The following is a 23,735-nucleotide window of genomic DNA, read 5'->3' as shown; positions in this document are numbered from 1 at the left end:
GTCTCGGGCGACTGCGCGCTACCGACTCCGCTGCTCGCCGCTCGATTCGAACGGCTCACCCAGCGCCTCGAGGTCGACGTGGTCGCGGACCAGCGTCGCAGCGCGGTCTGACGGCGTCTCGCCGGCCGATGCCGAGTGTTCAGCCACGTTCCCAGTCGACCAGTCAATTCCTGCCTCCGAAGCGACGGCCTCGAGAAACGCCTTTCGAACCGATTCGTTGTCGAACAGCCCGTGGAGATACGTGCCGAGTATTCGGCTCCGGGCCGCACTTGAAGCACCCAGCGGCCGGCTGACGTCCTCGAGCGCCTGCGTCCGTCCGGCGTGGATCTCGTAGCCCGAGGCGGACCCTGTCGCGCCCGCGAGCAGCGGCGTCGCATCGCCGTCGATGGGCACAGTCGTCTGTTCGACGTGTTTCGAGCCCTCGAATCGCGTTTCGACGGGCAACAGCCCCAGTCCCTCGACGATGTCGTCGTCGCCGGTTCCCTCGAGGGCGGCGTTCGTGATTCGCTCGCCCAGCAGCTGGTAGCCGCCACAGATGCCGACGATCGGTCCGTCGAACGCGGCGAGTGCGTCGTCGAAGCCGGCCTCGTGAAGCGCGCGCAGATCGTCGACGGTGTTTTTCGTTCCCGGGAACACGATCGCGTCCGCATCGACGGTCGCGAGCGATTCGTCGGCCGGGGCCGCTGTGTCGCTCGTCGGACCGGTCTCGACCGGCACGAAGACGACCGAGACGCCCGGCTCGGCCGCCAGCGCCTCGAGATCCGTCGCGTTCGAGATGCGCGGGAGTCGGGGGACGGCGATCGTAAGCCGCTGGTCGTCGGGCACGCCGTCTTCGTTGCCCAACACACCGCGTTCGCTCGTCGAGGGGAGCCCGACGCTGTCCTCTTCGGGAAGGCCGGGGTCGTCGTAGGGGAGCACGCCGAGGATTGGCACGCCGGTCTGATCCTCGATCTCCTCGATCCCGGGCTCGAGCAGCGTCGGATCGCCCCGGAACTTGGTGATGATCGCACCCGCGATGCGCTCGCGGAGCGGCTCGGGCAGCAGTTCGATCGTCCCGTAGAGACTGGCGAAGGCCCCGCCGCGCTCGATATCGACGAGCAGCAGGATGTCGGCGTCGGCGAACTGGGCGGTCTCGACGTTCGCGAGGTCTCGATCGTGGAGGTTGATTTCGGCGATGCTGCCGGCACCTTCGGCGATAATGACGTCGTGGTCGGCTGCGAGCCGCTGGTAGGATTCCTCGGCTGCGGCGCGAGCCTCGGTCCAGTACTCCTCGTAGTACGCCCCGGCGGGAACGTGTTCGTGGGCGTGGCCCTGAACGACGAGTTGACTTTCGCCGTCGCCGCGGGGCTTGAGGAGCACCGGATTGCAGTCCGTCGTCGGCGTCATGCGTGCCGCTTGTGCCTGCACGAACTGGGAGACGCCGATCTCTCCCCACTGGTCGGCACTCGAGTCGTCCACGTGTTCGGTGTCATCGCCTGTGACCGCCTCGGGCTGGACGACGACCCGGGCGTTGTTACTCATGTTCTGTGCTTTGAATGGGGCGACCGAGAGCCCCTGATCGACGAGTAGCCGACAGAGCCCGGCCGCCACTGTCGACTTACCGACGTGGCTTGCGGTCCCTGCGACGAGAAGCGTCCGTGTCATCCGCGTGGGGATACCTCGCGCGGCTCGGGGTATCGTCCTATCGGTTTGTCGTGTGTCGGCCGTGCGTGTCTCGTTACTCGTCGTCTGTGTCCGTTCCCGGCTGGTGGCCGGCTTCGAAGTCGACTGTTTCGCTCGGATGTGGTTCGATATGGCTCAGAATTTCGTGGGGAACGTAGCCGATGTTGTACCCCTCTTCGTCGTGGAGGACGATACCGTGTTCGTACTCACGGAAGTCGAAACAGTTGATCTCTTCGTAGGCGTTTCCGGGTTTGTAGACGACTTTCATACGGAACGGATCACGGTGTTGGCTGGTCCCCTCATGCCTTGCACGTGAAAGTCGTTTTCAGGCTCTCTGTTACGAATTGACGCCGACGGATCAGCAGACCGTCTCAGAGGATGACGTCGCCGTCGCAAAGCAGTTCCCGCTCCGTTCGCTTTGCCTCCTCGCCCGCGTCGACCAAAGTCGGTTCGTCGATCGGTTCGGTGAACCGCTGCCGGTCCGGTTCGACGCGCTCGAGCAGCGACGAGAACGTCGTTCCTCGCCGCCCACCCGCTGCGACGATGCCGCCGTATTTTCGCTCTTCGAACGGGGTCGTTTCGGGGTCGGGAAACTCCGCTCGGATGATCCGTGCCGCCTCCTTGATGTACTTCGCCGCCTGCTTTTGTGAGTAGCTGCTCTCTTCGTGGTACGTCCGTGCGTGTTCGTCCTCGAGTTCCTCCGTGAGATGTTCCGGTGACTCGTACAGGATCGACTCCGTCGTCGTATAGCCGGTGGCAAACCGGACGTTCACCGTGAAGCTATCCGGATAGCGTACGATGAGCGGTGAAAAGAGCATGTCCGTGATGGTCGGCCGCTGTTGAATCCGCCAGAGCGCTTCGTAGTAGTACGACGTGAGTTCCCCCAGCCGATCGTTCCGGTGACCACGGCAGTATGCTATCGCAACGTCCTCGTAGTTCTCGCCGGCGATATGGCGAAGTCGCCGTTTGAAACTCTCGGCAATACGCTCGAACGCCAGTTCGTACGCCTGCAACAACGGAACATCTGGATCTGCAAGCAGCTCCGCCTTCCGTTCTTGACCGTCCGCGATGGTCATCATGTTCTCGTAGAACAGCCGCTCGGCGGCTTCGTCAGGAAGTGGTGTCCTGACTGCTCGCCCGTGTAGAACCCTTGCGTCACCGGTGAATCGGCACTGGTCCTCACTCATTCGTGGTCTCTTTGTTGCCAACTGATATTAATGGACTGTTCACCAGTTTACCAGTACGCGTTCGATCTGTCGAACCCGGTCGTCCGATGAGTACTACGGCCAGCTCCAGCGCGAGTGACAGCTTCGGGATATTTTTGCCGGGCGTCGTCGAAGAACGGCGTATGTACGACACGATTTTGATTCCGACCGACGGTCGGCCGAACACCGAGCGAGCGATCGAGGAGGCGATCGAACTCGCACGCGTTCACGACGCGTCCGTCCACGCGCTGTACGTCATCAACTCCGCCGAAATCGCGCCGGGAATGGACTTCGAGGACCTCGAGCCCATCGGGGAACGAGCCGTCGATCACGTCGCAACGCAGGCCACGGAAGCCGGGATCGACGACGTGCGAACGACGGTCACCCACGGACTTCGCCATCAGGCGATCCTCGACTACGCCGCCGACCACGACGTCGACCTGATCGTTATGGGTCGGAATCGCGGTATCGAGCGCTTCTTCCGGAAGAGCGTCTCCGAGCAGGTTTCGAGAAAGGCGCCGACATCCGTTCTCGTCGTCGAATAGCCGGTCCGGTTGCGATTCCGCTGATCGCCGGCCGATTACAACCGGAGGTGGGGACGGTGTTACGTACGCAACTGGCGATTCGATCCGTTTCGCTGCATGGATTTTCCGAGCCAGAAAACGCGCTCGTGGCACTATTAGGTGACAGCCATAATCTGCGTCCGGGGACGACCATCCGACTCTCGCACGGCGTGACTGAGATCGTCCTCGAGGTCTCTCCCGTTCCCTGACGAACGGCCACAATCCGCCCATGCCGTTCGGCTGGGCCCCGACCAGTGTCCCTGCCCGCTTCGGCCCACAGAAACGCTTCGAGGTGCCGATCGACGGCGCTCGAGCACCGAATCCCTCTCCCCGCCGGTGGTCGATATCCGAACCTGCCTTCGCCCGCCGATTCGAATGCAGTGAGCCAGCACAACAGAGACCGCTAGTGGTGGCCGTACAGTGAGTACATGATCGCGACGAGTCCGACGAGTCGGCTCACGTTCTCCAGAAACACGGTGACGACCTGTCCCGGACTGACGAGCGTTGTCACTGCTACATTGATCAGAAATGGACAGAGCGTCAACAGGAGCAAGCCGACAGCCAGATAGAGCATCGACGTCGCGTCGTTGCGCCGATAGCCTCGGTAGGCCTGATATGCGATGAGCGTCCCCAGTAGCGCAACCAGAAACAGACTCGCGACAGTCAGCAGTTCGAACACCGGTGCCTCGTCGATTCGGACGACCTGACTCATCGCATCCCCTCCCACAACCGGGTGAACTTGTCGGCGACATCCTCATCACGGTAGGTCAACTCGAGGGCAAACGAGCCGTCCTCGAGGGATAGTTCGAGCCGATCGAGGTTCGCACTGTAGACGCTGAAATGGTTTCCGTCGGGTGCGAGCTCCGTTTCCTCGGTCACGAGGTGGCACTCCTCGAGCCGATCGAGTCGCCGATAGATCGTCGGCAAGGACGCATCACATCGCTCGCTCAGGGTACTGGCAGACATTGGTTCGATACTCGTATTGGTGAGGATTTCGCGTGCGTACTCGTCGTCGAGCACGGCGAGTACAGTCGATAGATCAGTCTCCTCACTCACTGCTGTCTCATCGTTCCCGTATCGCTATGAAAAACGGTCCGGTTTTTCTGAACGAGAAAATCCGGTCTCTCCCCTCAGGACACTCGGCTATCGACGTCCGACTCGGGGCCGACAGCTCGACCGACGCGAGAAATGATATCGCGTAATAGAGTATATGAATGACCGAACACCGCTGTCGATCCAGTTTTGAACCGCGTGACCTACATCGTCCGTCACTGCGTCTCGAGCCAGTGATACAGCCGCTCGAGAAGCCGTGCTTCGGCCGGCCTCGAAAATCGGTGGCCGTCGGTCGCAAACGCCTCGAAGAGCACGTCGGTCTCGAGTTGGGCCACGGCCTCGAGGCTGTGAGCGATGTCGACGGAGTCGTCGGCTCGGCCGTGAAAGATCGCGACCGGAACGTCGAGTTCGGCTTCGACATCGGCAAAGCGGTACGTTTCGAAATCCTCGAAAAACCGCTGATCGATCCGGTCGCCGGTCTCGAACTGGTACTCGCCGTCGTGTTCGACGGCTGTGCGGTACGCCTCGAACGCGTCGTTGTACGTGACGGGCGCTCGCGTCACCACGGCCTCGATCCGTGGGTCCTGTACTGCGGCGTGGAACGCGACTTTGCCGCCGAAACTCGAGCCAAAGAGCACGTACGACTCGGGATCGAACTGATCGACGACGGCACGGAGATCGGCGAGTTTGGTACTGAGTGTCTGGTCGACGAATCGACCATCGGACTCGCCACAGCCCCGGAAGTCGAACCGAACGGCGTTGTATCCCTCCTCGACCGCTCGCTGACATCGGTGTTCGTAGCTTCCGTGTTTGTCGCTGAGAAAGCCGTGACAGAACACGAGCCAGTTGTCGCTCGGTGCGTCGTGGTGGACGGCCGCGACGGCTTCGCCGTTGGCGACTGGAATCCGATGTGTCGTTTCGGTCATTGATCTCATCCACGGACGGTGCTGCCGTAGTCGTTGTGTCCGTCGCCGTTCGATCGCGTGCCAGCACACCATTTAGGCTCGTGTCTCTCGAGCAATACTGTATGACTCGGACGACCTACAGATGCACCTGTGGCGCGCGCTTGGAGTTCAAACAGGACCTCGAGAAAGAGGACGCGCTCACGCGACGGCGCTGGAAATGCAGCCAGTGTGGGACGCCGGTTCCCGGTCAGTTCGCCGAGAAGATCAGCCATCAACATCCGTCCTGACGGTTCATCGGCTGCTGTGGGTTTCGCCGGGACAACCCCCCGAAATTGCTGGTATTCATCGCCTGCAATGACCGGACGGCGTTGTGGACAGAAAGAGTACTTGTGATTACTGGACTAATCCAAAGTACATCCTGCTTTTCGGTAGACGGGCAAATACTGTCGGCTCGAGGGCTCTATTTTACACGTAGCCGATTTGCACCATCTATGAATTGTATAGCGATATACGAAAATTCACGTTCACCCCTGCTCGAGGAGTACCGATTCGGGATACTCCCGAACGAAGATATCGATGATGAGTTTCAGCAGTCCGAGAATGATCGGTCCGACAAAGAGACCGACAAACCCGAACAGTGTGATCCCGCCGAAAATACCGATGATCGTGACAACCGGACTGAGTTGTGTCCCGCGTCGCATGACGATCGGGCGAAGGATATTGTCGACCGTGCTGATGACGACTGCTCCAAAGACAAACAGCACGACTCCGGCAATGGGGCGACCGATGACGAACAGATAGAGCGACGCGGGAATCCAGACGATCGATGCACCAACCAGCGGGATCATCGCTGCAACGAACGTCGTTACGATCCAGAAAATAACGTTGCCAAGGCCGAGAACGAGGAACGCAACGCCGAGGAGGGCTGCCTGTGCGCCAGCGACGGCGGCTGTTCCGACCAGTGAGTTGTGGAGCAATAAACCGGTTCCCTCGAACAGTTCCTTTTGAACGGCTGGTTCAATCGGGAGACTCCTCCGAAACCACGCAACGGCTTGCTCCCCGTCTTTCAGCAAGTAAAACAGGACGAAAAACAGGACCGTGAACCCGATGAAGAGTTCGGGGAGTCCACCGATAATACTGAAGAGATTGCCAGCAAGGCCTCGTGCACCTGTTTTGACTGCACCGCTGAATGCATCGTGTAGAGTTGCGATATCGACTTGGACACCGAACCGATCTGCAATCACGTCGTCGAGTTGAGAGACGTTCCCGGGCTCGAAGTCGGCGAAGAGTTGACGGGCCTGCCCCGCTGCAACACCGAGGATGATGACGATCGGAAGAACGATCAGAAAGAGACCGATGAGTATCGATAATCCGGCGGATAGTCCCGAGCTAAACCGACGCGATAGCCGATCGTTGATCGGGGTGAGAGCGTACGCGAGGATCACGGCGACGAGAATCCAGGTGAGAAACGGCAGGACGATCAGAAACGAGAGCAGTCCAACTAGCAGCCCAAGTATCAGGAGAAACCGCTTCGAACGTTTCGTGTCTGTACTCATGCACTTGTGAATGTCTACTTATCAATTATACGTCCCACCCCTAGCCAATATGATAATTATTTGCTTGTGAGAGATGCTGAGACAGACTACATCTCCAAGGATAATAATAGGGGAGTTATGCCAGTAATGAAACTCAACTGCCGATGATGGTCCCAGCGTGCCACGGTAAAATCAGGATTGTACTGTTGTGGGACTGGTCGCTCAGGCTCGTGCGCCCGTTGGCTCCGGGGTGGCTCTGCGGTGTTTTGCCCACGACCCGATTGCACCTCCCAAGGCACCGGGGATGGCGTAGAACACGAGCATGAGTAACCCGAGGACGAGCACACCGAACGACGCGACGAGCCCCCCGAACAGAAGGGACGTAACCGTCACGATAGCTAACAGGATCAACGACCCGAAGACGGTTGCGAGACCGCCATGGACCGCACCGGAACTCACCGCACCACCAGCGAGGTAGCCAGCGGTGAGGCCGCCGAGGAGTCCGATTCCGCCCCAGTATAGCAACACGACCGAGGCCTCCGATCCGACATAGACGAGGCCGCTGATGAACCCTAACGCGAGGGTCATGGCGAATCCAGTGAGTACAGCTGTCCAATTGATGTTCATGGTCACACATCAGTACGCTGTCAGATATCATAAAACTCGTTTCAGGTGATATTGACAGTCAAATTTCACAGACCGGATCTCTGACAACACTTCGATGGAGAATATTGGCTGATCAGATACTGTGTAGATCTACCGTTGGGTGAATGGTTGACTGTCTGTCTGATACGGATTGTTGTACCAATTTCCCACCGATCGCCAGAACGGGTTGGCGATCGGCGGTAATTGACGACAGTAAACCGTATGAGGGAGTAAAATGTCACTCATCAGAAAAGATTGTTCAAACTCATCGCGATGAAAAAGACGATTACGGCTTCGTTGACGAGCCACGAATTCTCGTCCATCCAGTCTCGAGCCTTCGGGAGAAACGTCTCTGCGCGATCGCCAAACGCAATCAGAGTCAGCGATGGGAGTGCCAGAACCAAGAGTGTGAGCAAAATGAACGGGATTGCGTCCGTCAACGGTGCTTCGTTCGCCGCGAGATAAGAACCGACGGCGACCGATGTGAGGATGTCGGTTGGAAAAAATCCCAGCAGGAGAAAACCGAGCCTGAACGAAAACCGTGGCGTTGCGGTTTCGAGTTTCCCCATCCATCGCGGTGGCTCGGACTCGTTTCTGGTTCGATACGTGTTCACCATCGCAAGCAGGAGTGCGACGAGAACGATTGCACTGAGCGTCGTGTTCGACGCGCCCTGTCCGACGGTACCGGTGCCAAACACGTATGCAAGCGTGACGATGAGGGAAATCGAGAGTGATGCGCCAGCGACGTACGCGGCGGAGTTTTTGCGCCAGTTTTCGCTCGTCGCGAGGAAAATCGGAGTAAGGATCTGCGGTCCCGCAATCATCACGAACACTAGCGGTAAGAGCTCGAGCATGCTCATGCGTTGACTCCTGCACAGCTGGACGCCAGGTGGTGGCCTGAGAAACGCCCGTTGGATGTCGACGCCGTCGCACAGCCGACGCGAGGAAGGGCACTGTCTCGGCCCCTTCTCGAGGAACTGGTCTCGGTCGGGATCACGTACTGGTATGGTAGCGGCTGTCCCGCCTTAGTTAGATATACTGCACAGTAACATGTGTCCAGTTAACATCGTCTTTTTGCGACTGCAACGTCGTAATTCAATCTGTCTGATAAGGCACCGATCACACCCTGTAGCCCATCTGTACCCTCCTGTTTGACTACCGAACTCGTGAGGAACGGTTCCCTCTCAACATCGCGAAGTTGCTTTTCAATCCTTGGGAGAATTTCTGTGGAGGGTCCCAACGAGGAAACGCTTGGACCGACAGTCGACATTCAGTCCGGCGCACGAGTCGAAACTTCTCGAGGGGGCGCTGCAGAACCGCCGTCGGGCTATAGTGACACCTGAAACGAGTTACACACAGATTGCATCGCCGTCATGCGATCGGGTGTGCAGTGATGGTCAGTGGCTACTATAGCAGGCTTGCAGCCGTGGGTCTGCGTGACAGTCTGAATAGCTGTCAGGATTGCCGGTTGTCGTCCGGAGGCCACCGTCCAATGACCACCAATCGGCGACACCGAAACACAGATTTAGGGTGCTGGACCAGTACCGTACGAGTAGATGATCCGCGGCGTCGCTGCCGGCACGACCAACGGAGTGATCGAACCGTGACCGACTCCGAGACGGACGTCGCCATCGTCGACGCGGTCGACGCCTACCTCCAGCGGAAAGCCGTCGGCGATCCCGACGGAAGGGGGGCGGGGACGTACGCTTCCAACGCCGAGTCGATCCTGCGACGCTGGGCTGACTGGCTCGAGGCCGAACACAACGTCCACTCACTGTTCGTTCTCGACGTCGAGCATATGCACGCCTACGCCACTGAGTTGCGCACTCGAGTCGACCGCGGCGAGTATACGGCTTCGACTGCTGGCACGTACTACGCGGTTGTCCGCGCGTTTCTCTCGTGGTGTGTTCGTGGCGGCATTCTCGAGTCGAATCCGGCTGCGACCGACGACGCCATGGCCACGCTGCCGACCGCTGACGAGCGACCGGACAGCGAGTGCTGGACGGCGACTCAGCGCCGCCGACTCGAGCGCTACCTTCGAGACCGCACACTTGCGGCATCGACGGCAGCCGATAACCACGACGAGCGGTGCAATCGCTTGCGCGAGTACGCAATGGTCTCGTTGCTCGCCCACTCGAGCGTGCGGGGTTCCGAACTGTTCAGCGTCCCCGACGACGAGCGCCGCAGCGGGGCGACGTGGGAGGACGTCGACTTCTATACGGGCACGATTCGCGTGCTGGGCAAATCTCAGCGACTCGAGGATGTGCCACTGCCCGGCCCGGCCCGGACGCCGCTGCGACGGTATCGGGTCGTCTTCGATCCGCCGGCCAACGACTGGCCGCTGTTTCCAACCCGGCATGCGCCGTCGATCGCTCGTCGAGTCAAAAACGTGCTGGCAGAGCGTGGCTACGACAACGACGAAATCGACACGCTGTGTGCGGAGGCGACGGCGAGCGAACTCGCCCGCGAACACGCGATTGCGCCCCCGGCGATCACAACCGAAGGCGCTCGATCGGTGCTCAAACGGCTCTGTAAGGACGCGAACATCGATGTCGACGGCGACTACCTGACGCCACGCGGCGTCCGCGGGGCTCACGACGGTGACAACTACCGGCGCGAAGCCACGGCGTCGAAACCCGCCTTACGCACCTCGGCACTCGAGCGGACGATCGCGGTTCCGAAAACGTACTCACCGATCGTCGACGTCGACTCGAGCGAGCACGATGAACACTCGGAGCAGAGCTGACACTGCCGGACGGCTCGAGTCACGGATCGCCGACTGTCCGGATCGTTACGGCGTGGTTTTGATTATAGTAACAATTGCAACTATTTACACACTGATCGCACAGCCGTCGTGCGATCAGGTGCGCACTGACTTGCAGTGGCTACTATAGTATCCGTTCGTCCGGTTGTCGACTGTCAGTTGATTTTTGACACCACCGACTGCAGACTGGTTCGAGGTCGGTCGAGTCGCACCTCGAGAAAACGAAGACGCGTTAGTTGATCAGCAGCCAGAGGACGACCGTCAACAGGATCGTCAACAGGAGAACGGTGGTGCCGATCCCAGTTCGAAGGTGAATCGTCGATGGATGACCGCCGTCTGCGGCGCGGTGTTCCTTGACGTCGACCATCGGGAGTCGGCGGGCAGCGGCATCGACAGCCAGCACGGGGTTGTTCCCGATCCAGTAACAGCTCGTGACGACGTTGACGACAGCGGCGTCGACGGTGGCGTACGTCCACGTCGTGACGCGCATCGTTCCGCGACCGAGGTGGTACATTGCGGGGTTGACGATCAGTGCCGGGTCGGAGTAGTCGAGCTTCGAAAGCGGCTTGCGGATGATCTTGAAGCCGACTGCGGAGATGGCGATGAGGATCGCCGAATCCTGCAGATGGCCCATACTGTACGGGTTGAGCGTCTCGAGTCCGTCCGTCCCGGCGAACTGGGCTCCATCGACCAGCGGCAACAGGTCGGTGAACACTGGCCACCCGATCGCCGGCAGTCCGAGGACGACACATGCCCCGCCAACAGCGAACATCGCCGTCGTCTGTCCCGGTTTCGCATCGCGGACCTCACGGTCGCTCTCGCCGTGGAAGAAGACGTAGTAGCCGAGTTTGATAAAGGAGAGGAACGTGCCGATGGCCCCGAGGAACAGCAGCCAGTACAGGGCTTGGTGTTCAGGGCCACCGAAGTAGCCTGACGCAGCGTCGAGCACCATCCCCTTGCTGATGAAGCCGCTGAAGCCGGGGACGGCGGTAATCGAGAGCGCGCCGATGAAGAAGGCAATCGCGGTCAGCGGCATCTCACGCCAGAGGCCGCCGAGCTTGTAGAGGTCGTTCTCTCGAGTTCGGTAGATGACGACCCCGACGGCCATGAACAGCAGGCTCTTATAGAGGACGTTGTTGAACAGGTGTCCCATCGCGCCGGCGGCACCGATCGTGGTCCCGATACCGATCCCGGCAACCATGTACCCAAGCTGGGCCTGAATGTGATAGGACAGCAGCGCGCGCATGTCGTGTTGGAGCAGGGCGAAGACGACGCCGTAGACGGCCATCAGGCCGCCCATGTACGCGAGGTAGATGTTCCCCTCCGGAACGGCCCGCAGGAGAACGTACGCGCTCGTCTTCGTGGTGAAAGCAGCGAGGAACACCGACGCCGCGAAGTGTGGGCGGGGGTAGGTGTCGGGCAGCCAGGTGTGGAACCCGACGAACGCGACGTTGACACCGATCCCGAGCACTGCAAGCAAGAGTGGAAGTCCGTCGGCGATCCCACCAGCCAGTACGGCATCAGCGTAGTCGACACCCTCGCCGTAAGCGAAGGTTCCGACCTGCGCGTAGTGGGCAATCACGGCGAACAGCATCAGACTGCCACCGATCCCGTGGGCGAGCGCGTACCGGTAGCCCGCACGGACTGCGTCGCCACCATAGTGCCAGACCAACAGCGTGCTCGTCAGCGCCATGATCTCCCACATGAACACGAGGACGAGCCAGTCACCGGCGAATGCCGCACCGATCGCGCTGGCGACGTAGGCGAGTGCGAACGCGGCCATCGTCTTCGACGCCTCACTCGAGTAGGCGTAGATAACGGCGAAGGTGCCAAGGAACCCGAGTGCGACACCCATCATTCGGGTGAAGTCGTCGATGTAGAACGGCTGTATCTCCGCGAATCCGAGGAACGTCCCCGTCAGATGTGCACCCTCTGGAGCGAACAGTGCGACTGCGACCACGGACGCAAGACTGAGCGCACCGAGCGCAAAGCCAAGGACCCGTGGCAGGACGAGCACGAGCAGGGCCGCTGCAAAGACGATCAGCGGTGGGTACGCCATGGTCAACATGTCGATTTCGGTCATTCGTTGATCACCTCGAGAGCCTCCGCAAGCGAGCGGCCACGCAACTCATCGAACGATTCGACCCCGAAGACGCCTTCGACGATGTAGGTCGCCAGATCGAGGAAGACGGCGTAGTCGGGGACCACCCCGAGCGTGACTGCGCCCGTCGCGATAATGCTGATCGGGACGAGTATGAGCCACGTGCTCTCGCTGAATGGGGTGTGACGAGCCCAGCCACTGGCTGGTGGGCCGCCGTGGTGATGGTCGTCGTGGTCGTCATGAGCGTCGTTGTGAGTGTCGTCGTGGCCGTCATCGGTGTGATCGTCGTCAGAGGCCGTGTGGTCGCTTGGATACTTGTCGACGGCATACTCGTACTCGTCGTCGTCCAGCTCCGTCGGCGTTCCAGCGCCTTTGGATTCGCTTTCGTCGTCATCGCCAGCGGGCTGTGGGTGTCCGGAGTCTGGCTTTTCGCCACCGTCGGTTGCGTACTCGTCGTCCGCGAAGTACGACTCGCGTTTGCCACCCGGTGGGAACTCGAGGACGGGTTTGGCGTCGTGGCGGTCCTCGCTCTCGAAGAAGGCCGTGTAGACGACCGGCCAGAGATAGGCGATGTTGAGGATTCCCGAGAGGATGAGTGCGGCCGCGAAGATCCAGTAGCCGCCGCCGACGCTTCCCGATCCGATCAGCATGTAGAACTTGCTGACGAAGCCGGCGATCAGCGGCATTCCGGCCATGCCGGCCGCCCCGATGGCGAAGGCGGACATCGTCAGCGGCATCCGTTTGCCGATGCCGGCCATCTCGCTGACGTAGTCTGTGTGGGTTTCGACGTGGACGGCCCCCGCACAGAAGAACAGGGTGAGCTTCCCGAACGCGTGGGCGGGGATGTGGAACAGCGCCCCGAGGATCGCGTACGGATGGAGCATCGACAGCCCCAGCACGATGTAAGAGAGCTGTGCCGTCGTCGAGAACGCGAGTCGACGCTTGAGGTGGTCTTTGCGCATCGCGATGATACTCGCCGCAGTGAGCGTAAACGCCGCGAGTATCGCCACCGGAACGTTCAACCCGACCTCACCGATCGCGGGCACGTTCAGCGGCAGGTCGTGAATCAGACCCGGCCCGAACACCTCGAGGATCACTCGAGCGACGCCGAACGCGCCGGATTTGACGACTGCGACCGCATGAAGCAGTCCGGAGACGGGCGTCGGCGCGACCATCGCGTCGGCCAGCCAGGAGTGAAGCGGCATCACGGCTGCTTTGACGCCGAAGCCAGCGATCAGGAGGTAGAACGCAGCTTGGGCGATAGCCGGATCTGCGGCAGCGGCTTCGGCCAGCATCTCGATACCGCCGGATTCGAACGCTAGATGTGCGTTTCCGGCAGGGTCTGCGCTACTGGTGAGCCAGTAGACCAACACGGTTCCGGCGAGCAGGAAGACCCCGCCACCGAAGAACGTGTAGGTGAGATATTTCCGACCCGCGATGCGGGCCTCGTTGTCCTCGTTGTGGGCGACCAGCGGGTAGGTGACGAGGCTCAACAGCTCATAGAAGATGAAGATCGTCACCAGGTTCCCGGAGAAGGCAATCCCGATCGCCGTCGAGAGGCTCGCTGCGAAGGCCGCGAAGAATCGGGTCTGGGCGTGTTCGTCCAGCCCGCGCATGTAGCCGGCGGCGTAGAACGAAGTGAAGATCCAGAGGAAGCTCGCGAGCATTGCAAACAGCATGCCAAGCGGATCGGCACGCAGGACGAAGTCGATTCCAGCGAGGAACTCGACGCCGAGTGACTCGCTGAGACTCCAGTAGTAGGTCGTCCCCTCCATGACGCCCGGGAGCATACTCGCGACGATCCCGAACTTCGTCAGTGCGGCGACGACCGACCAGCCCTCGCGGACGTTCGGATAACGATACGACGCGATGATCAGACACATCGCAACCGCCGACACGAGGACGGCGGCCAACGGCAGTATGGACGCTTCAGTCATTTAGTTGAACACCTCCGAAGTAAACGGCTCGAGCCACTCGAAGAAGGCACCACCCGCAAAGCCGAGCCCGATGGCGACGATGGCTGTCACGATGAGGATGCCGAGCATGCCGATCGAGACGGCTCCGGCCCTGCCACCGTCAGTTGCAACCCCTGCTGGGTGTGGCGAGTCGACGCCAGTTGCTGGGGTGAAATACATCTTCTCGAGCAGCCGCGCCGAATACGCCAGCGTCAGCATGGTGCTGAGGAAGATAACGATCGCGATGGGCCACAGCTCGGCTTCGACCGCGCCGACGGCGATATACCACTTGCCGATGAAGCCAGCCGACGGCGGGATGCCGATCAGTGCGATCAGCAAGAGCGCGATCGAACCGGCCGCAAACGGCCGGTTACTGGCGAGTCCAGCGTACTCATCGACGGTTCGGGCACCGTAGCCGACGGCGACGACGCCAGCCCCGATGAAGAGGCCGGCTTTGATGACGCCGTGGCCGATCAGGTGGATGACCGCGCCGACGAACGCCGTCTGTGTGACGAGGCCGTAGGCAACGACGATGAGGCCGAACTGCGAGACCGAGGAGTACGCGAACATGCGTTTGACGTCGCGTTGGATCACGGCGAGCGTGCTCCCGGCGAGGACGCTCACAGCGCCGACCGTGACAACGATCTCGGTCAGATACGGCGTCGCGGTGAGGAACTCGGGTCCGAAGACGTTGTACATGATTCGACCGAGCGCGTACGCGGAGACGGTCGAGACGAGGGCGGCGATCACTGGGGTGACGCCGTCAGGAGCGTGCTGGTAGGCATCGGGCTGCCAGCTGTGCAATGGCCACTGGGCCACCTTCAGCGCAAAGCCAACGAAGATGAACGCAAAGGCCGCACGGAGCAGCGTCAGATCGCTTCCGCCGTTGTCGGCGATCTGTGGAATCGCCTCACCGAGGACGTCCATGTTCAGTGCGCCGGTCGCCATGAACAGGAAGCCGACACCGATCAGGTACATCGAGGCCCCGAGCGTGCCGAGGATGAGATATTTCAGGGCGGCGACTGCGGATTCGGGACCGTCGCCGCTGGCGATCATGGCGTAGGTCGCCAGCCCGACGATCTCGAGGAAGACGAACATGTTGAACACGTCGCCGGTCATCGAGAGACCGAGCAGGCCACCGACGAGCAGCAGGTAGCCGGTGTAGAACGTGTTTCCGCGCGGGCCGCCGGTGCGGGTGTATGCGAGGACGGCCGCCGCAGTGACCGTAACGAGGAGGGCGATCAGCACGGAGAACTCGTCGGCGACGAGTTCGATGCCGATCCCCTGTGGTTCGCCCCAGCCGCCAAGGACGTGGACGACGCGGCCGGTTTCGTAGACGGCGGCGGCGAGATAAGCCGTCGCGGCGAACAGCGCCGTCGTCGTGATCGCAGCCACGGACCAGCCGGTTCGGTCAAACCGAAGGCCGAGTACGATCGGCACGGTCGCAAGTAGGATCGGCGCGGCGATCAGCAGGGCCGGCAGCAGTTCGGCGAGGTTACTCATCGGCACGCACCTCCCGAAGGGTATCCTCGCGGAGGGTTCCATACTCCGCGTAGATGCGGACGAGCAGTGCCAATCCGACGGCAGTCAGCGCGATCCCGACGACAATCGCGGTCAGCACGATCACGTGCGGGAGCGGACTCGCCATCGCGAGCTCGCCCGGGTTCGGGTCGGCTGGCACGATCGGTGCGTCTCCACCCTCGACGTAGGCAACCGCGACGAAAAACAGGAAGATCGCGGTCTGGAAGAGGTTGACACCAATCAGCTTCTTGACGAGGTTCTCGTTTGCGATCATCATATACATCCCGATGCCCATCACGACGAACATCAGGGCATAGGCGTACCGCGTCGTCAGCACGTCGACTGCAGCGTCAATCATCGTCTCTCACCTCCGTCTCGAGGCCGTCGTTTTCACGACGGTTGGGCGTAAAGCCCGCGGCGGTCGCGAAAAAGAGCGTGATGACGATGCCCGCGACGATCAGTGCGACGCCACCGACTTCGATCGCTTCCATCCCCCAGTAGTGGGCGATGCCGAAGGTTTCGGTGAACTGGTCGTACTCGAGGAAGTTGCCCCCGAGTGCGATGGTCGCGAGACCGGTGGCGATGAAGATGGTGACGCCGCCGGTGACGAGGCCGACAATAAAGGAGTTTTTCAGCCACCGACGGGTGGGTTCGATCCCGAACGCGAAAGCGAGCATGAGGACGGTGACGCCGATAATGGCACCACCTTGGAAGCTCCCACCGGGCGTATCAGCGCCGTGGAGGCTCATGAACATCCCGTAGGTGAGGATAAACGGTGCAATGATCTTGACCGAGGTCATGATCACCTGACTTTCGGTGTAGGTATCGTCGTAGGATTCTGCACGAGACATTATGTGAACACCTCCCGTTTCAAGACGAGGAGAACGGCGAGCCCGGCCGCGAAGACGACGACGGCCTCACCGAAGGTGTCGAACCCACGGTAGGAGGCAAGCACTGCACTCACGGCGTTTTGGGCACCGGTATCAGCGTACGTTTCCTGCAGGTAGTACAGCGAGGGCGTCTGCTCGAGCACCCCGCCACCCCAGATCGGTGCGTCTTCGACACCGACGGCGTACATATCCGGCAGTAGCGTCATCAAGACGAGCACGAACGCGCCGACGGCGACGATCGCTGGCACGTCGATTTTTTCGAACAGCCGGTCGGTCGGTGGCCGGGTCGTCCGCGCGATCGTCAACAGGAGCAGAATCGTCGTCACGCCGGCTCCGATCGCGGCTTCGGTCATCGCGACGTCGGGCGCAAGCAGGTACGTATAGAGGATCGCCATGCCGAGGCTGTAGGCACCGAAGACGACGATCACCGAGAGGACGTCTCGGAACAGGGCCGTTGCGAGCGCAGTGAGCAGGATGAACAGGGCCAGCACCAGTGCGAACGGGCTCATTTCGACTCACCTTCCTCTGTATCGTCGGTCGTCCATGGATCGATCCCGCTCTCTGCGGCGGAACGTGCGATCGCGTGGGCTGCCGTCGGGTTCGTGATGAACACGAAAAACAGCAACAGGACGGTGTACACTGTCGCGTGCTGCCAGCCGAGTGCGATCGCGACGGCTGCGAGTGCGAGTCCAGCACCGAGCGTGTCCGCCTGCGATGCGGTGTGAGCTCGTGCGTAGACGTCTGGCAGTCGAAGCACGCCCACCGCCGAGACGAACGTAAAGAACAGGCCGAAGGCGACGAGCACGATAATCGCCCAGAAGCGAAGCGATTCGATCATAGCACACCACCTCGCTCAACGGTGAACTTCGAGATAGCGATCGCCATCAGGAAGTTCAACAGGGCGTAGATCAGCGCGATATCGAGGAACCACGGCTCGTCGAGTCCCGCCGCAAGCAGCGCGAGAATCACGACCGTGTTCGTCCCGAGGACGTTCACCGCGAGCAATCGATCCTGAGTCGTCGGTCCCGCGACGGCACGATAAAACATCATGATCGCGAGGACGACGAACAGCGCGGCCGCCCCGAGGAAAATCTCCTCGATGGTCACTCCGCTCGGAATCACTGGTCGTCACCTCCGATGATCTCCGTATCACCGCGCTCGCGCGGCGTCGGGATCGCTGCCGACTCACGGCCGTAGAAGACGAACCTGATGGCCCGCTCGAGGTCACCATCGAACAGCCCCTCGCGTGCGGATGGAATCAGGGTGTGGACGAGCAGCCGCTGGTCGTCGGCTCGGACGACGAGCGTGCCCGGCGTGAGCGTGATGCTGTTTGCCAGTGCGAGCAGCGGAAGCCCGCTTCTGACGCGGGTGTTGACCCGTGTCATCGTGGGTTCGATGGGCATCGATGGTCGCAGGATGACGAGTGAGATCGCGAGGTTGGATTTGACGATCTCCCAGAGGAGATACGGCACGTAGAACGCAAACCGGACCGTCCGGATCGGCGACTGGACACGGTCCAGCGGGAACGTGAACGTGATCTGTGCAAGCGACACCGAGACGATTCCGGCAACTGCGGCTCCCGTCACGAGGTCGAACCAGTACGTTGGGTCCCCGAGTACGAGATAGAAGCCGTAGGAGATCCAGAACATCGCGAACAGTCGATCGAACCGTTCGGTTCCGTCACCGACCAACCGCTCGTGGCGAGCCGGTCGCTCGACCGGCGCTTCGTCGTAGGCGAGTCCGACGCGCTCGAGTTCGCGCTCGATCGACTGGAGCATCTGAGCCGTCGCCCCGGGTTGGTACTCCGGGTCGAGAACCACCAGATCGATCCCGTGTTCCTGTGCGTAGTCGCCGAACGTGTCGGCGAAGTCACGGGGGCCAAAGAGGTACTCATCCGTTCCGAGCAGTGCTGTTTCGACCGTGACTGACGCGCTGCCCGCGTCCTCTCGAACCCAGTTTGCCGCCTTTGAGAGCAACTCTTCGGCGTCCGCTGTGTGATGGCGACTCTCGGGTAAATCCGCCTCGTGTGGGAGCGCGACGACGAGATGAACCTCGAGTTCGTCGCTGCGCTCGAGGCCGGATCGAACCGCGTAGCCGACCGTTTGTCGGACGGTCACCGTGTCCGACAGCGGTACGAGTAGTCGGTCAGCCGCCACGGCGAACCCCCCTTCTTGGTGACCGTCGTTGGACATTCATGGACTCGTTGATAGTCGACTCAAGCGTTACCCGTAGGAAAACAATTTCGTTATCCGGCAGTTGGCCCGGTCGCTCGTCATACATTCACTAGTATATCACGTTCCCGCAAATATATCAACCAATACGCCGTACTTGTAACTGAACGCTGAATTTCATCGGACTATCGAGTGTGCGAACACGGGACACGTATCTGATGAAACACAACGTTTACAACCTCAGTTTCAGTAACAAAAATCGAAATTCATGCCGACGAACGCCCCCGTTTCGATTCGACTTCCACTTCGGTCTGGCAACAGATGAAACGCCGCACTGACCAACAGCGAACGCGCCTCAAGGCGCAGGTGTTCGTCTGTACGACTGACCGCGACGGCGAGTACGCCTGCTGTGCCGACGCCGGCGGAAAAGAAACTGTTGAGGCAATCAAATCCTGGCTTCGCGACCGCAACGCCTTCTGGTCGCCGATTTCAGTGACGGAGACGCAGTGTCTGGGGCTCTGTAGCGAGGGTGGCACTGCGCTTGCGATTCAACCGCGCAACGAGTGGTACTCCGATGTCCAACCGGAAGACGTGCCGGCACTTCTCGAGTCCGAGTTCGGCCCGAACGCCGACTGTATCGGTGACGAGTACGAACAGCGAGCCACTGAGTGAGACGGCCTGCTGTCCCGCCAACGAGATAGGAATCGCCCGCCTGCGACACAACGTTTTTCTCCTGACCTGACGAGGTCTACCCGATGGCCAGACTCCTGCACGATGCGGTTGCACTCACTGAGAGCCAACAGCTCGTTCGCTCGAGCATCAGCGATATCTGTTCGGATTTCGACCACGAGTACTGGCGTCGACGTGCTGCCGACGGAGAGTACCCACACGAGTTCGTCGATGCGCTCGCGGACCACGGCTGGATGGGGATTCTCGTCCCCGAAGCGTACGGCGGTGCGGGAATGGGAACGCAGGAAACCGTCGTCATGATGGAGGAAATCGCCGCCAACGGCGGCGGCTTCAGCGCCGCACAGGCCGTCCACGGCGGCGTCTACAACTCCGTGCCCATCGTCGAATACGCGAGCGAGGAACTGAAGGCGGACCTGCTTCCTCACGTCGCAAACGGCGAGCGTTCGATCCAAGCGTTCGGACTGACCGAACCAAACGCGGGCTCGAACTCGACGGCGATCGAGACGCGTGCAGAGAAAAGCGAGGCACGAAGCGACGCAGCCGCGGCAACAGACGGCGACGAGTACGTCATCAACGGCCAGAAGATCTGGACCTCCCGCGTCGACGTCTCGGACTACGTCGTCGTCGTCGCGCGGACGACGCCGCGGTCGGAGGTCGAGAAACGAACCCACGGCATCTCGATGTTTCTCGTCGACCTCGAGGACGCCCACGAACAGGGCGCGCTCGAGATGGAGCCGATCCCCAAATCGGCCAGCGAGTTCGTCCATTCGTTCGAACTCTGGTTCGACGACCTCCGCGTGCCCGCGGAGAACCTCATTGGCGTCGAGGGCGAAGGTTTCTATCAGGTGCTCGACGGACTGAACGAGGAACGACTCGTCATCGCCGCTGAGTGTATCGGGCTGGGTCGACTGGCACTCGAGCGAGCGGTCGAGTACGCCACCGACCGGGAGGTCTTCGACCGCGCTATCGGCTCGAATCAGGCGATACAGCACCCCCTGGCGGAGGCCTACGCTCGCCTACAGGCGGCAAAACAGCTGACCTACAACGCCGCGGATCGCGCCGCCTCGGACGAGGATGTCGATTTGGGTGCGTATGCGAACGCAGCGAAGTTCCTCGCCGCGGATGCGGCCTACGAGGCGGCCGATGCAGCGGTCCAGACTCACGGCGGGTTCGGCGTCGCAAGGGAGTACGACGTCGAACGCTACTTCCGAGAAGCCCGCCTGACGCGGCTGGTGCCGATCACCCAGCAACTGGCGCTGAACTATCTCGGCGAGAACGTGCTCGGACTCCCGCGGTCGTACTGAACACTCACTGACGACGACTCCCAGAACCACCCCACGAACCATGTCCAATACAGACGATACTACCGATACAGACGCTACTGACGACGAATCGACCGACAAGCAACTCGTCTCCGGCTGGCACGGCCGCTACTACGAGGATTTCGAGGTTGGCGACATCTACAAACATCCGTTCGGGCGTACTGTCACCGAGACGGACAACGTCTGGATGACGAACGTCACGATGAATCTCAATCCGATGCACTTTAACGAGGCCTACGCGGCCGAAACGGAGTTCGGCGAACGGCTCGTCGACGGCACGTTCGTCATCGCACTCGCAGTGGGGATGAGCGTCATCGACATTTCGGTCAACGCCACAGCCAATCTCGGCTACGACGATATTCGCCATCACAACCCCGTCTTCCACGGCGATACCATCTTCGCCGAGAGCGAGGTGCTGCACAAACGCGAACTCGAGTCCCGGGACCACGTCGGCATCGTCGAAACCGAACTCCGGGCGTACAACCAACACGGCGACCTCGTCCTCTCGCTCGAGCGCACTCCGATGGTCCTCAAACGAAGCCACGCTGAGCCCTCGGCCGCCGAGCCGCCGGGCTGGCCTGAGGGCATCGGCACGCAGCCGGAGGACCTGTAACCGTGCTCGCACTCGAGGACATCACGGTCGTCAGTCTCGAGAGCGGGATCAGCGCGCCGCTGTGTACCCGACTGCTCGGCGATTTCGGTGCCGAAGTCATCAAGGTCGAACGCCCCGGCGTCGGCGACGTCAACCGCCACTGGGATTCGGTCGTCGATGGGGACTCCTCGGCGCACGTCTGGGTCGACCGCAACAAGCTGAGTGTCGAGTTGAACCTCAAGAGCGACGAGGGAACCGAAATCTTCCACGAACTCGTCGAGGAAGCCGATATCGTCGTCCAGAACTACTCGCCGGGCGTCGTCGACCGTCTCGGGGTCGGCTACGAGGACGTTCGCGAAATCAATGAGGATATCATCTATCTGAATATCTCCGGCTACGGCCGGGACGGCCCCTACAGCGACCGGAAGGCCTACGATATGGTCATGCAGGGCGAAACCGGACTCATCCTGATGAACGGCTCACCGGACGCCCCGGCCAAGATCCCACTGAGCGTCTGTGATATCAACGCTGCGACCTACGGGACGATCTCGACGCTGCTCGCGCTCTTCCATCGCGAACGCACTGGCGAGGGCCAAGAACTCGACGTCACGATGTTCGGCGGGATGCTCTCGTGGCTCGGCTACTTCCCACAGAAGTACTGGCACAACGACGAGCTTCCGGAGCGAATCGGCATGCGCCACCACCTGCTGACACCCTACGGCCCCCACGAGACGGCCGACGACCGATACATCAACTTCGCGATCCTCAGCGAGGCCCACTGGGAACTGCTCTGTGACGCCGTCCTCGAGCGACCCGACCTGCTCGATGACGAGCGATTCGCGACCAACGAAGCCCGCGTCGAAAACCGCGACGTCCTCGAGCCAACGATCGAGTCGCTCATTGCCGACCAGCCGCGGGACTACTGGGCTGACCGGCTCGACGAGGCCGGCATTCCGTGGGGCGACGTCAACCACCTCGACGACGTCCTCGAGCATCCACAGACCGAACATTTGGACCTGGTCAAGGACCTCGAGACTGAGGACGGTCCGATTCCCTATATCGACACCCCGATCGACAGCGACTCGCTCGAGTTCGCGGCCGAACCGATGCCCGACCTCGGTGAGGATACGGATGACGTGTTGGCGGCGCTTGGCTACTCGAGTGCGGAAATCGAGCAGTTGCGGGCCGACGACGTGGTCTGAGTGTTTCCCGAGTACGTCGTTCCTCCAGAGTCGAAGCGTGAGGAAACCCCATTTGGTCGCTACTACGATAGTGACGAGTGGGACGCCTCACACGCCACGCTACAGTACGACGAACTGGCCGATGAGTTCTATCTGCACGTCACCACGAAGCACGTTGGTGATGCCGACAGCGAACGGCAAGAAGCCGCTCACGAAGATGATGGTTCCGAGAACGGAGTGGTTCTCGGCGTCGACCTGAACGTGAACGGCGCGTTCGCTGTCACCTCGACAGGAGTATTCATCGGTTCTGCGGATCACCTCACACACCGTCGCAACGAGTTCGAGAAGCGTCGAGGTCGGCTCCAACAAATCGGCACGCGCTCGGCACACCTTACAATCCAATCTATCGGAGATAGGTTCTCGAAGTGGTCACTCGATTGGCTCCACAACCGTGCGAACGAGCTGATCGCTGAAGCCAAACGCTCGGATGTGCACGGGATCGTCTTCGAGAACCTGAAGCACATCCGCAAACGCATCTCGAACGCCGCGAAATTCCAGCAATGGGCAGTTGCAAAGTTCATCAAACTGGTGGAATACAAGGTGGAAGACACCGTCCTGTTCGTGGATACGGTGAATCCCGCATACACCAGCCAGCGGTGTTCGCAGTGCGGGTTTGTCCACGAGGACAGCCGCTCGGATAAGTCGTTCGAGTGTCTCAAGTGCGACTACGAGGTGAACGCAGACTACAATGCGGCGAAGAACATCGCAAACCGATACTGTGCGTATATCCATCGCGGGCAAAAGTCTCGCGGTGGATGGGCCACCTGTCAACTGGCCCTGAAGTCGGGAACGTTGAACGTAAATGGCGATTTCAACGCCTCCCCTCGATTGGAGGGGTAGAACGGGAGTTCACCGACAAGCCTCGGGGTCAAGCCCCGAGGCTGTTGACTGAAAACGAGGGGTGTGTTTGTCTTCTCTTT

General features: G+C 60.9%; 25 protein-coding genes and 1 pseudogene. 8 read left to right on the top strand and 18 right to left on the bottom strand.

Annotated elements, in window-relative coordinates; translation table 11 throughout:
• Positions 1-18 precede the first annotated feature (18 nt).
• The 3 genes from C495_RS00195 to C495_RS00185 form a co-directional block, all read right to left on the bottom strand.
• A complete protein-coding gene (locus C495_RS00195; RefSeq protein ID WP_008158839.1) occupies positions 19-1,644 on the bottom strand; it encodes a cobyric acid synthase in 1,626 nt (541 codons plus the stop codon).
• A gap of 73 nt (positions 1,645-1,717) precedes the next feature.
• Complete coding sequence (locus C495_RS00190) at positions 1,718-1,930, bottom strand: hypothetical protein (protein WP_008158838.1); 213 nt, start codon at positions 1,928-1,930, stop codon at positions 1,718-1,720.
• A 103-nt stretch (positions 1,931-2,033) separates the two neighbouring features.
• Positions 2,034-2,849: a hypothetical protein gene (locus tag C495_RS00185; RefSeq protein WP_049890053.1), complete on the bottom strand. Its 816-nt coding sequence runs from the start codon at positions 2,847-2,849 to the stop codon at positions 2,034-2,036.
• Between the two features lie 161 nt (positions 2,850-3,010).
• On the opposite strand from C495_RS00185, the gene C495_RS00180 reads away from it, so the two are divergent.
• Positions 3,011-3,412 (top strand): universal stress protein, encoded by a 402-nt coding sequence (locus C495_RS00180; protein ID WP_049890052.1) that lies wholly within the window; start codon positions 3,011-3,013, stop codon positions 3,410-3,412.
• 421 nt (positions 3,413-3,833) lie between these two features.
• Here C495_RS00180 and C495_RS00175 read toward each other — a convergent pair whose 3' ends face one another.
• The 3 genes from C495_RS00175 to C495_RS00165 form a co-directional block, all read right to left on the bottom strand.
• On the bottom strand, positions 3,834-4,142 hold the full coding sequence (locus tag C495_RS00175; RefSeq protein ID WP_008158831.1) for a DUF7521 family protein: 309 nt from the start codon (positions 4,140-4,142) through the stop codon (positions 3,834-3,836).
• Positions 4,139-4,486: an ArsR/SmtB family transcription factor gene (locus C495_RS00170; RefSeq protein ID WP_008158829.1), complete on the bottom strand. Its 348-nt coding sequence runs from the start codon at positions 4,484-4,486 to the stop codon at positions 4,139-4,141. The genes C495_RS00175 and C495_RS00170 overlap by 4 nt, the downstream gene beginning before the upstream one ends.
• Positions 4,487-4,698: 212 nt before the next feature.
• On the bottom strand, positions 4,699-5,409 hold the full coding sequence (locus C495_RS00165; protein WP_008158827.1) for an alpha/beta hydrolase family protein: 711 nt from the start codon (positions 5,407-5,409) through the stop codon (positions 4,699-4,701).
• A 101-nt stretch (positions 5,410-5,510) separates the two neighbouring features.
• Between C495_RS00165 and C495_RS17980 the strand changes: the two genes are divergently transcribed.
• Complete coding sequence (locus tag C495_RS17980; protein WP_008158824.1) at positions 5,511-5,675, top strand: hypothetical protein; 165 nt, start codon at positions 5,511-5,513, stop codon at positions 5,673-5,675.
• Between the two features lie 237 nt (positions 5,676-5,912).
• Here the strand turns inward: C495_RS17980 and C495_RS00160 are convergent, their stop codons facing one another.
• The 3 genes from C495_RS00160 to C495_RS00150 form a co-directional block, all read right to left on the bottom strand.
• Entirely contained in the window at positions 5,913-6,944 is a 1,032-nt protein-coding gene (locus tag C495_RS00160; protein ID WP_008158822.1) for an AI-2E family transporter, read from the bottom strand.
• Between the two features lie 201 nt (positions 6,945-7,145).
• Positions 7,146-7,550, bottom strand: coding sequence for a DUF5518 domain-containing protein (locus tag C495_RS00155; protein ID WP_049890051.1), 405 nt, complete (start codon positions 7,548-7,550; stop codon positions 7,146-7,148).
• Positions 7,551-7,813: 263 nt separating this feature from the next.
• Positions 7,814-8,428: a GAP family protein gene (locus C495_RS00150; RefSeq protein ID WP_008158818.1), complete on the bottom strand. Its 615-nt coding sequence runs from the start codon at positions 8,426-8,428 to the stop codon at positions 7,814-7,816.
• Between the two features lie 743 nt (positions 8,429-9,171).
• Between C495_RS00150 and C495_RS00145 the strand changes: the two genes are divergently transcribed.
• The gene (locus C495_RS00145) at positions 9,172-10,314 is read left to right on the top strand and encodes a tyrosine-type recombinase/integrase (protein ID WP_008158816.1); all 1,143 of its coding nucleotides are present in this window, start codon (positions 9,172-9,174) and stop codon (positions 10,312-10,314) included.
• Positions 10,315-10,564: 250 nt separating this feature from the next.
• Here C495_RS00145 and C495_RS00140 read toward each other — a convergent pair whose 3' ends face one another.
• Genes C495_RS00140 through C495_RS00100 form a run of 9 tightly spaced genes read right to left on the bottom strand, consistent with a single transcriptional unit; the run spans position 10,565 to position 18,991 of the window.
• Positions 10,565-12,415, bottom strand: coding sequence for a Na(+)/H(+) antiporter subunit D (locus C495_RS00140; RefSeq protein ID WP_008158814.1), 1,851 nt, complete (start codon positions 12,413-12,415; stop codon positions 10,565-10,567).
• On the bottom strand, positions 12,412-14,370 hold the full coding sequence (locus C495_RS00135) for a proton-conducting transporter transmembrane domain-containing protein (RefSeq protein WP_008158813.1): 1,959 nt from the start codon (positions 14,368-14,370) through the stop codon (positions 12,412-12,414). Before C495_RS00135 ends, C495_RS00140 begins: the two co-directional genes overlap by 4 nt.
• On the bottom strand, positions 14,371-15,891 hold the full coding sequence (locus C495_RS00130) for a proton-conducting transporter transmembrane domain-containing protein (protein ID WP_008158811.1): 1,521 nt from the start codon (positions 15,889-15,891) through the stop codon (positions 14,371-14,373).
• Positions 15,884-16,267: a cation:proton antiporter subunit C gene (locus tag C495_RS00125; RefSeq protein ID WP_008158809.1), complete on the bottom strand. Its 384-nt coding sequence runs from the start codon at positions 16,265-16,267 to the stop codon at positions 15,884-15,886. The genes C495_RS00130 and C495_RS00125 overlap by 8 nt, the downstream gene beginning before the upstream one ends.
• Positions 16,260-16,760 carry an MnhB domain-containing protein gene (locus C495_RS00120; RefSeq protein ID WP_008158807.1) on the bottom strand — a complete coding sequence of 167 codons (501 nt, stop codon included), beginning with the start codon at positions 16,758-16,760 and terminating at the stop codon, positions 16,260-16,262. Before C495_RS00120 ends, C495_RS00125 begins: the two co-directional genes overlap by 8 nt.
• A complete protein-coding gene (locus C495_RS00115; protein WP_008158805.1) occupies positions 16,760-17,308 on the bottom strand; it encodes a DUF4040 domain-containing protein in 549 nt (182 codons plus the stop codon). Before C495_RS00115 ends, C495_RS00120 begins: the two co-directional genes overlap by 1 nt.
• The gene (gene mnhG, locus C495_RS00110; RefSeq protein WP_008158802.1) at positions 17,305-17,637 is read right to left on the bottom strand and encodes a monovalent cation/H(+) antiporter subunit G; all 333 of its coding nucleotides are present in this window, start codon (positions 17,635-17,637) and stop codon (positions 17,305-17,307) included. The genes C495_RS00115 and mnhG overlap by 4 nt, the downstream gene beginning before the upstream one ends.
• Positions 17,634-17,921 carry a cation:proton antiporter gene (locus C495_RS00105; protein ID WP_006067404.1) on the bottom strand — a complete coding sequence of 96 codons (288 nt, stop codon included), beginning with the start codon at positions 17,919-17,921 and terminating at the stop codon, positions 17,634-17,636. The genes mnhG and C495_RS00105 overlap by 4 nt, the downstream gene beginning before the upstream one ends.
• Positions 17,918-18,991 (bottom strand): monovalent cation/H+ antiporter subunit E, encoded by a 1,074-nt coding sequence (locus tag C495_RS00100; RefSeq protein ID WP_008158796.1) that lies wholly within the window; start codon positions 18,989-18,991, stop codon positions 17,918-17,920. Before C495_RS00100 ends, C495_RS00105 begins: the two co-directional genes overlap by 4 nt.
• A 300-nt stretch (positions 18,992-19,291) precedes the next feature.
• On the opposite strand from C495_RS00100, the gene C495_RS00095 reads away from it, so the two are divergent.
• The 5 genes and pseudogenes from C495_RS00095 to C495_RS00075 form a co-directional block, all read left to right on the top strand.
• Entirely contained in the window at positions 19,292-19,642 is a 351-nt protein-coding gene (locus C495_RS00095) for a (2Fe-2S) ferredoxin domain-containing protein (RefSeq protein WP_008158793.1), read from the top strand.
• Positions 19,643-19,725: 83 nt separating this feature from the next.
• The gene (locus tag C495_RS00090; RefSeq protein WP_008158792.1) at positions 19,726-20,964 is read left to right on the top strand and encodes an acyl-CoA dehydrogenase family protein; all 1,239 of its coding nucleotides are present in this window, start codon (positions 19,726-19,728) and stop codon (positions 20,962-20,964) included.
• 40 nt (positions 20,965-21,004) lie between these two features.
• Complete coding sequence (locus C495_RS00085; protein ID WP_008158790.1) at positions 21,005-21,595, top strand: MaoC family dehydratase; 591 nt, start codon at positions 21,005-21,007, stop codon at positions 21,593-21,595.
• 2 nt (positions 21,596-21,597) lie between these two features.
• Positions 21,598-22,776 (top strand): CaiB/BaiF CoA transferase family protein, encoded by a 1,179-nt coding sequence (locus C495_RS00080; protein ID WP_008158788.1) that lies wholly within the window; start codon positions 21,598-21,600, stop codon positions 22,774-22,776.
• Positions 22,777-23,655: pseudogene (locus tag C495_RS00075) on the top strand (RNA-guided endonuclease InsQ/TnpB family protein); the annotation flags it as partial.
• Positions 23,656-23,735 lie beyond the last annotated feature (80 nt).

This window comes from Natronorubrum sulfidifaciens JCM 14089, assembly GCF_000337735.1.
Taxonomy (GTDB): Archaea; Halobacteriota; Halobacteria; order Halobacteriales; family Natrialbaceae; genus Natronorubrum; species Natronorubrum sulfidifaciens.
This window is presented reverse-complemented; position numbering and strand designations above follow the sequence as displayed.